The organism is Sulfurovum sp. (genome assembly GCF_041551015.1).
Taxonomy (GTDB): Bacteria; Campylobacterota; Campylobacteria; order Campylobacterales; family Sulfurovaceae; genus Sulfurovum.
Window position 1 is genome coordinate 1 of the sequence record NZ_JBFENQ010000083.1, and the last position, 7,767, is coordinate 7,767.

The 7,767-nt window shown below is 37.9% G+C and carries 9 protein-coding genes; 7 read left to right on the top strand and 2 right to left on the bottom strand.

The window, feature by feature from the left end:
• The coding region (locus ABZC96_RS06525) for a nicotinate-nicotinamide nucleotide adenylyltransferase (protein WP_373029920.1) at positions 1–354 on the bottom strand (354 nt) is incomplete at its 3' end.
• 61 nt (positions 355–415) lie between these two features.
• Between ABZC96_RS06525 and gap the strand changes: the two genes are divergently transcribed.
• The 3 genes from gap (at position 416) to ABZC96_RS06540 (ending at position 3,444) form a co-directional block, all read left to right on the top strand.
• Positions 416–1,411 carry a type I glyceraldehyde-3-phosphate dehydrogenase gene (gene gap, locus ABZC96_RS06530; protein WP_373029921.1) on the top strand — a complete coding sequence of 332 codons (996 nt, stop codon included), beginning with the start codon at positions 416–418 and terminating at the stop codon, positions 1,409–1,411.
• Between the two features lie 12 nt (positions 1,412–1,423).
• Positions 1,424–2,614 carry a phosphoglycerate kinase gene (pgk, locus tag ABZC96_RS06535; protein WP_373029922.1) on the top strand — a complete coding sequence of 397 codons (1,191 nt, stop codon included), beginning with the start codon at positions 1,424–1,426 and terminating at the stop codon, positions 2,612–2,614.
• A gap of 140 nt (positions 2,615–2,754) precedes the next feature.
• Positions 2,755–3,444: a triose-phosphate isomerase gene (locus ABZC96_RS06540; RefSeq protein WP_373029924.1), complete on the top strand. Its 690-nt coding sequence runs from the start codon at positions 2,755–2,757 to the stop codon at positions 3,442–3,444.
• A gap of 49 nt (positions 3,445–3,493) precedes the next feature.
• Here the strand turns inward: ABZC96_RS06540 and nusA are convergent, their stop codons facing one another.
• Complete coding sequence (nusA, locus tag ABZC96_RS06545; RefSeq protein ID WP_373029925.1) at positions 3,494–4,657, bottom strand: transcription termination factor NusA; 1,164 nt, start codon at positions 4,655–4,657, stop codon at positions 3,494–3,496.
• Between the two features lie 201 nt (positions 4,658–4,858).
• On the opposite strand from nusA, the gene ABZC96_RS06550 reads away from it, so the two are divergent.
• From ABZC96_RS06550 to ABZC96_RS06565, 4 genes are all read left to right on the top strand, one after another.
• The gene (locus ABZC96_RS06550) at positions 4,859–5,098 is read left to right on the top strand and encodes an HP0268 family nuclease (protein WP_373029927.1); all 240 of its coding nucleotides are present in this window, start codon (positions 4,859–4,861) and stop codon (positions 5,096–5,098) included.
• A gap of 103 nt (positions 5,099–5,201) precedes the next feature.
• A complete protein-coding gene (gene miaB, locus ABZC96_RS06555; protein WP_373029929.1) occupies positions 5,202–6,500 on the top strand; it encodes a tRNA (N6-isopentenyl adenosine(37)-C2)-methylthiotransferase MiaB in 1,299 nt (432 codons plus the stop codon).
• 66 nt (positions 6,501–6,566) lie between these two features.
• A complete protein-coding gene (locus ABZC96_RS06560; protein WP_373029930.1) occupies positions 6,567–7,127 on the top strand; it encodes a lysophospholipid acyltransferase family protein in 561 nt (186 codons plus the stop codon).
• A gap of 31 nt (positions 7,128–7,158) precedes the next feature.
• Positions 7,159–7,767, top strand: a 609-nt coding sequence (locus ABZC96_RS06565; RefSeq protein ID WP_373029931.1) for a tyrosine-type recombinase/integrase, incomplete at its 3' end; no start/stop codon positions are given.

The window sequence follows — 7,767 nt, forward strand, 5'->3', positions numbered from 1 at the left end:
CCATTTTGTCAATGTTGACAGATTGTCAGATCCTATGATCAGATACTTGACATTGTATGCCTGGTTAAAATGTTTTACACTTTGTGAGGTTACTGTACTTTTGCCTTCTTTTATCTCATAATCAACTACTTCCACACGGTCAATAGAGTCAAATAGGGTATGACACCATGATAGTCGTGTAGAGGCATCTGCCAAAGTAGATGATTTAAAAGGGTTTAGGTAAGCAGGTACTACAAGCAGTTTATCAATTTGCAAGTTTTCTATAGCTTGTTCAACGATAAGTTGATGCCCTTTGTGCGGAGGGTCAAAACTCCCTCCAAAGATAGCTATAGTAGGCTTTTGATGATTAACCAAATACTAACCTCATTTACTGTAAAATTGCGTAATTTTAGCATAATAATCATAAGGGCAAAGTATGGCTGTAAAAGTAGCAATTAACGGACTTGGTAGAATCGGTAGATGTGTGGCGCGAATTATTGCAGATAGAGATGATATTGAGCTTGTTGCAGTGAATGCTTCGGGAACTGAAGAGATGCTTCAGTATAACCTTAAATATGACTCTGTCCATGGCAGACGTAACGATGTTACCGTAGCAGATGGATATCTTAATATTGGTGAAACCAAGGCGAAGATCTTTGCTGAGCGTGATCTCTCTAAGATAGACTTTGCATCTTGTGGTGCAGAGCTTGTGTTGGAGTGTACAGGTGCATTTTTAACGGCGGAGAGCGTACAGCCTTACTTAGACAATGGCGTAAAGAAAGTGCTTTTTTCTGCACCGGCTAAAGATGATACGGCAACATTCGTACTTGGAGCAAATGCAGATGATTACGCAGGTGAAGCTATCGTTTCAAATGCAAGCTGCACGACCAATGGACTGGCACCTGTAGCAAAAGTTTTGGATGATGCATTTGGTATAGATAAAGGCTTGATGACTACGATCCATTCATATACCTCTTCGCAGCCTATCTTAGATGCAAAGCATAAAAAAGATCCGAGAAAAGGGCGTTCAGGTGCAGTGAACTTGGTACCAACTACTACAGGGGCAGCAAAAGCTATCTCTAAAGTGCTTCCAAATCTTACAGGTAAGATAAACGGACAGGCGATAAGAGTACCAACACCAGATGTGTCTATGGTCGATTTGACCGTAACACTAAATACAAACGTGACAATTGAAGAGATACAAGCTGCATTTAAAACGGCCAGTGAAGGTTCACACAAAGGTATTTTAGGTGTTGATGAAGAGTATAGAGTTTCACAAGACTTTGTAGGTGAAGAGCTAAGTACAGTGGTTCCACTTGATACGATTCAAGTCATAGGTGACAACATGGTAAAAGTACTCTCTTGGTATGACAATGAGTGGGGATACTCTTGTCGTTTAGTAGATATGGCAGTCCACATAAGTAAAAAGTAAGACAGGGAACACATGAAAACATTAAAAGATTTAAAGATTGATGGTAAAAGAGTTTTTATAAGATGTGATTTTAATGTACCTAAAGATGAGTTTGGGAACATTACAGATGATAGACGTATCCGTTCTGCATTACAGACGATCCGTTATTGTATAGACAGAGATTGTAAAATCATTCTTGCTTCACACTATGAAAGACCGGAACCAGGTAAATATGAAGAGAAATATTCACTTATGCCTGTAGCGAAAAGACTACATACTCTATTGAAGATTAAAAGAGATATTTTTATGGCTCAGGATGTTGTAGGTGAAGATGCTAAAGCAAAAGCAGCAGCGCTTGAAGAAGGTGATGTACTTTTACTTGAGAATCTCCGTTATGAAGCAGGGGAAACTGAAAATGATATGGCATTTGCAGAGAAGTTAGCAAGTTTTGCAGATTTCTATATCAACGATGCTTTCGGTGCTTGCCATAGAAAACATGCTTCTATTGATGCGATAACAAAGTTCTTTGATTCAGATCACAAAGCAGCAGGTTTCCTTATGAGCAAAGAGATAAACTTCTTTACCAAAGTACTTGAAAACCCTGTTCGCCCATTTGTTGCCGTAGTTGGAGGTTCTAAAGTATCTGGCAAGCTTCAAGCATTGACAAACCTTGTAAATAAAGTAGACAAGGTCATCATTGGTGGCGGTATGGCATTTACTTTTCTTAAAGCACAGGGGTATGAAGTAGGTACTTCATTGGTTGAAGATGATCTATTGGATGAAGCAAAAGATATTATGATCAAAGCTAAAGAATTGGGTGTAAAATTCTACTTACCTGTGGATGTGGTAGCTGCACCCGAGTTTTCAGAAAACACTACAGTGAAATTTCTTCCTATACAAGAGATCCCTGTAGGTTGGATGGGACTTGACATTGGACCTGCATCCTCAAGACTTTTCCGTGAAGCACTGAATGATGCGCAAACGATCATATGGAATGGGCCTATGGGTGTGTATGAGATGGACAGATATTCAAAAGGAAGTCTAGCGATGTCAAACAACATTGCACAAACGCATGCAACGACTATCGTTGGTGGTGGAGATACTGCAGATGTGACACAACGTGCCGGTGATGCAGATGAGATGACTTTTGTAAGTACAGGCGGTGGAGCAAGTTTAAAGCTGATAGAAGGTATTGCTTTGCCGGGTCTAGAAGCACTTAAGTAGAAGGATTTTTATTGATTTTTGCAGCCTGCTATTTGTTAGGACGCATTTAGAGCAAAGCTCTAAAAACTGCGCTGTCGCTAAGACCGCTTCAACAGCAGGCTCATGCGATTGTTCGCATTGAAAAATAAAAAAGGATTTTCATGATTTTTGCAGCAAACTTTAAAACAAATCATACCAGAGCATCAACAAAAAAATATATTGAAGCATTGAAAGAAAAATTGCTTGCAAAAAAATCTGAAGATCAAGTCTATATTTTTCCTCCTGCAACGGCTTTAGATAAGTATGAGGGTGATTTTACTATCGGTGTACAAAACGCGTATCCTACACAAAATGGCGCGTTTACCGGTGAGATAGGTACAGAACAGCTTGAAGAGTTTGGCATTAAAACGATACTTATCGGACACAGTGAAAGACGGGAACATTTAGGTGAGTCTCAAGACAAAATCGCACAAAAATTTGCATTTTTTAAAGAACAGGGATATGAGATTCTTTACTGCATCGGTGAACCTCTTGAGATAAGAGAAGAGGGGGATGAGGCTGTGATGGAGTATCTTCTTGCACAGTTTGACGGTATTGATATTACCTATGAAAATCTCATTATTGCCTATGAACCTATTTGGGCTATAGGGACAGGAAGATCTGCTACAGTAGAAGAGATAGCTTCTACCCATGAATCTTTGAAAAAAACCGTACAAAAACCACTACTCTATGGGGGTAGTGTTAAATCAGCTAACATTAAAGAGATTACGGATATTCGTGGTGTAGATGGTGTTTTGGTTGGGTCTGCCTCGTTGGATGCAGAAAGTTTTGCTGAAATGATCTTATCATAGTCTTATATTGTTATCCTCGGATCAAGCCCGAGGATGACGTATAGGGATTCTATTTAAATAGATCTGCCAATGCTGAAGTATCAGTCGTTTTCGCTACTTCAGTAGTTTCTGAACTATCAACTTGTCTTTCTGTTATCCCTTCAATTTCGTTCAGTTCTATCGTATATCCTGTAAGCATAGAGGCTAGACGGATATTAATTCCAGATTTACCGATCGCTTTTGCTTTTTGATCACTTGTAATGTTAACAACGGCTTTTTTAGCATCAGCATCTACTTTGATACTTTGTGAAATTGCAGGACTTAATGCACGTGTGATGAAAACTTCAGGGATAGGTGAATATTCGATACAGTCAATATTTTCACCATTAAGCTCTTCACTTACAGCATTGATACGTACACCTTTGACACCAACAGCTGCACCAATAGGATCAACATTCATCTGTTCTGTCTTAAGGGCTATTTTTGCACGTTCTCCCGGGATTCTTGCTGCAGCTACGATCTCTACTACGCCATCATCGATCTCTGGTACTTCAGATGCCATAAGTGCTTCTAGAAACTTAGGTGACGTTCTTGTCAGTTCGAGGAAAAGACCGTATTCAGGGTCAACACTGACGTATCTGAGAAGTGCACGGATAGAGTCTCCACGTTTAAACTTCTCACCTTTGATACGATTTCTAAGTGACATAATACCTTTAAGCTCACCGATCTCGACATGTGTATTGTCTTCTGAATCGATACGGTTTACTGTACCTAACATTACCGAACCGACTTTTTCTCTATATTTTTCAAAAAGATCTTGTTCAACGCGTCTTTGTATATGGTATTCAAGCTCTCTAAAAAGATTTGCTGAAGCAGTACGACCGTGGTCTTCGAGGACAAACTCTTCTTTGAGTTGATCTCCAAGCTCTAAAGAGTCATCAAACTCTTTTGCCTCAGAAAGAGAGATAAAGCTGTCTGATTCTATTTTTTGTTTGTTCCCTTCTTTCCCTATTTCTACATAAAGTTGTTCATCATTATCGGCTACGACAGTAATGACTTTATATACTGAGTATGTTTTTGTATCACTGTTAATGATTACTTCAAATGTACTTGTGAAGCTTGTCAGTTTTTTTGCAGTATTGATCAAAGCTTCTTTAAATGCTTCCATAGCATGCTCTTTAGAGATGTTTTTTTCATGCGCAATTGCGTCTATAATGTCTAATATTTTTTCCATAATTATTTCCTAACCATTGGTTTTTTTTGATAATCAATACAATATACCGCTACAAGAGGTAACATAACAGTGTCAATAACGTCTTGGGGGGTGTTGTTTTTGAAGTTGAGTATTATAGCTAACCAAAGCTTTACTGAAAATAAAGTATAATTATCGCATTAATATTAAGAATAAATAAGACAATTTAAAAGGTAAAGATAGATGAAATTAAAACTTGCTAGAACAACACTTAAAGCGAAACCAAAAACGATTGAGTTGAAAAAATTAGAAGAAGAGCTAGCGAACAAGTCTATATTTTATTTTGATAAAGACAACTCGCATAAAGAGCTTAAAGAGTTAATCGAATATTTTGAAGAAAAAGGCTTTTCTGTTTACATGAGGGAAGTTAAATATGGTTTAGATGAGAATGAATACATCTATGAAGTGCATATCATCGCTTAAAACTAAGGCGACTTATCGCTTGAGCGAATGGCTAAAGTTGACTTTGTGTCAACATGGTTTTTTGGGGAAAACCCAAAAAATCTTCTACTAGAAAGACAAATCATTGAGTAAAAAATTATTTATAGAAACACTTGGTTGTGCGATGAATGTTCGTGATAGTGAACATATGATCGCAGAATTGAACCAACAAGAACCCTACGAAATCACTGAAAATTTAGAGGATGCTGATCTGATCATCATTAATACCTGTTCTGTAAGAGAAAAGCCTGTGGCAAAACTCTTTTCAGAGATCGGTGTATTTAACAAACATAAAAAACCCTCTGCCAAAATAGGTGTTACAGGGTGTACAGCATCCCACTTAGGTGATGAGATTATAAAGCGTGCGCCTTCTGTAGATTTTGTACTGGGGGCAAGAAATGTATCTAAGATCACTGAAGTGGTCAATAAAAAACATGCAGTAGAAGTGAGTACAGACTTTGATGAGAGTACCTATGCTTTTGGTGAGTACAGAAGCAATCCTTTTAAGGCGATGGTCAATATATCTATAGGGTGTGATAAATCCTGTACTTTCTGCATCGTACCTGCAACACGTGGAGATGAGATATCTATCCCTTCTGATCTCATTGTGCAAGAGATAAAAAAAGCTGTGGCTACAGGAGCAAAAGAAGTGATGCTTCTTGGACAGAATGTAAACAATTATGGAAGACGTTTTGGTAGTTCAGAAGAACAGTGTGACTTTACGCAGTTGTTACAAAAAATCTCTAAAATAGAAGGTTTAGAGCGTATACGATTCACATCTCCCCACCCTTTACATATGGATGATGCATTCATTCAAGAGTTCGCTTCCAATCCTAAGATATGTAAACAGATACATGTGCCTTTGCAAAGTGGTTCAACTTCACTGCTTAAAGAGATGAAGAGAGGTTATACCAAAGAGAATTTCATCAATCGCTGCGAAAAGATACGTACACTTTGCCCTGAAGCAACGATCTCTACAGATGTGATTGTCGGTTTTCCAGGTGAAAGTGATGCAGACTTTGAAGATACGATGGATGTGCTTGAAAAGGTACGTTTTGAACAGATGTTTTCTTTTAAATACTCTCCTCGTCCACATACAGAAGCAGCGGCGTTTGATAATCAAATAGACAATGATATCTCAGGTGCAAGGTTAACCCGTCTTCAGGCAAGACATACTGAAATTCTGGATGAGATAATGGATGCCCAGTTAGGCACGATACATAAAGTATATTTTGATGAACTCAAAGCAAATGGAAGAGTCTCAGGACGCTCAGATGACGGTAAACTCTTTTTTGTGCAAGGGAGTGAAGAGCTTTTGGGTAAAATAGTAGATGTTAAAGTGATTAAAACATCCAGAGGTGCGCTTGATGGAATGCTTGTTTAAGAAAATATGAAATCTTTTTCACAAAAAATACTTCTGACCATCGTCCCTCCTTTAGGGTATATGATCATGAGAATTTTATGGTATACAAGTAGAAAATCTTTCCATATAGAGGGAGACTTCACTCAGGAACAACATATTTATGTATGTTGGCATGGTGAACTCTTTATGTCTCCTCAAGCGTATCGATATCTTCATAAAACACAGTATGCATCTGCAATGATCTCTCATCATTTTGATGGTGAATTGATTGCCAAGGTGTATGCTTTTTTAAAGATAGATTCGATACGGGGTTCTGGAAGAAAAGGTGCAAAAGAAGTCTTTTTAAAAGCATTTCGTGCAATGAAAGAGGGTAGAGAATTATTGATCACACCTGATGGACCAAGAGGGCCGAGACATCATATGTATGATGGTGCAGTGGGACTTGCAGTTAAAGGGAAAAAGCCAGTATGTATGATCAATTTTACATGTAGCAACTATTGGCAACTGAAGAGTTGGGATAAATTTGTGATTCCTAAACCGTTTAGTAAAATAGACTTTTATATAGAAAGTCTCTCTTTGGAAGGGATGGATCTTGATGAGGCAAAAGTTTATCTACATGAAAAGATGATGAAACATACCATAGTGTAGGGTCTGTTTACCGATCCTGCAGGAGATGCATATGAAAGAAAAATTTCAAAATTATTCAGAAGCATTCCTTGACTATCTATTGGATGTCAGAGGTTACTCTGAAACTTCCATTACTACTTATGAGATAGCACTTAGACAAATGCTTGAAGCCAGCCATGTTTATGAAGAAGATGGCACTACCATACTTGATATTACCCCTTTTCGTTTTAAAATAGTTAAAAATCATAAAAAAACCATCGTAAAAAAACTCTCTGCAGTGCGTTCTTTTATAAAGTATCTGGAAGATCAGTGCCATATGCGTTTGAAATTGATTGGAGATGAGTCTATTAAGGTACCTCAGAGCCTCCCTAAGCCTATTGAAGAGAAATACATTGATGAGGTGTTGAGTAAAGCAAATTTGGAAGAGAAATTGCTTATATCTATGCTTTATGGATTGGGGTTGCGTATATCTGAATTGAGTATGCTTAAACTTGGGGATATCAAAGAGGAATGGATCCAAATCCATGGTAAAGGCAATAAAGTAAGAGAATTGCCTTTGTTAGATAGTTTACAAGAACTCATTCACTTATATATAAGAAGAAGGTCTCCTAAAAAGTATCTGTTTGAAAAAGGCAATGCACCTATGAACTCTGCACAGTTA

Coding starts and splice junctions, on each gene's coding strand:
- ABZC96_RS06540 (WP_373029924.1), top strand. CDS start 2,755: ATGATTTTTGCAGCAAACTTTAAAACAAATCATACCAGAGCATCAACA.
- ABZC96_RS06550 (WP_373029927.1), top strand. CDS start 4,859: ATGAAATTAAAACTTGCTAGAACAACACTTAAAGCGAAACCAAAAACG.
- gap (WP_373029921.1), top strand. CDS start 416: ATGGCTGTAAAAGTAGCAATTAACGGACTTGGTAGAATCGGTAGATGT.
- pgk (WP_373029922.1), top strand. CDS start 1,424: ATGAAAACATTAAAAGATTTAAAGATTGATGGTAAAAGAGTTTTTATA.
- nusA (WP_373029925.1), bottom strand. CDS start 4,657: ATGGAAAAAATATTAGACATTATAGACGCAATTGCGCATGAAAAAAAC.
- ABZC96_RS06560 (WP_373029930.1), top strand. CDS start 6,567: ATGAGAATTTTATGGTATACAAGTAGAAAATCTTTCCATATAGAGGGA.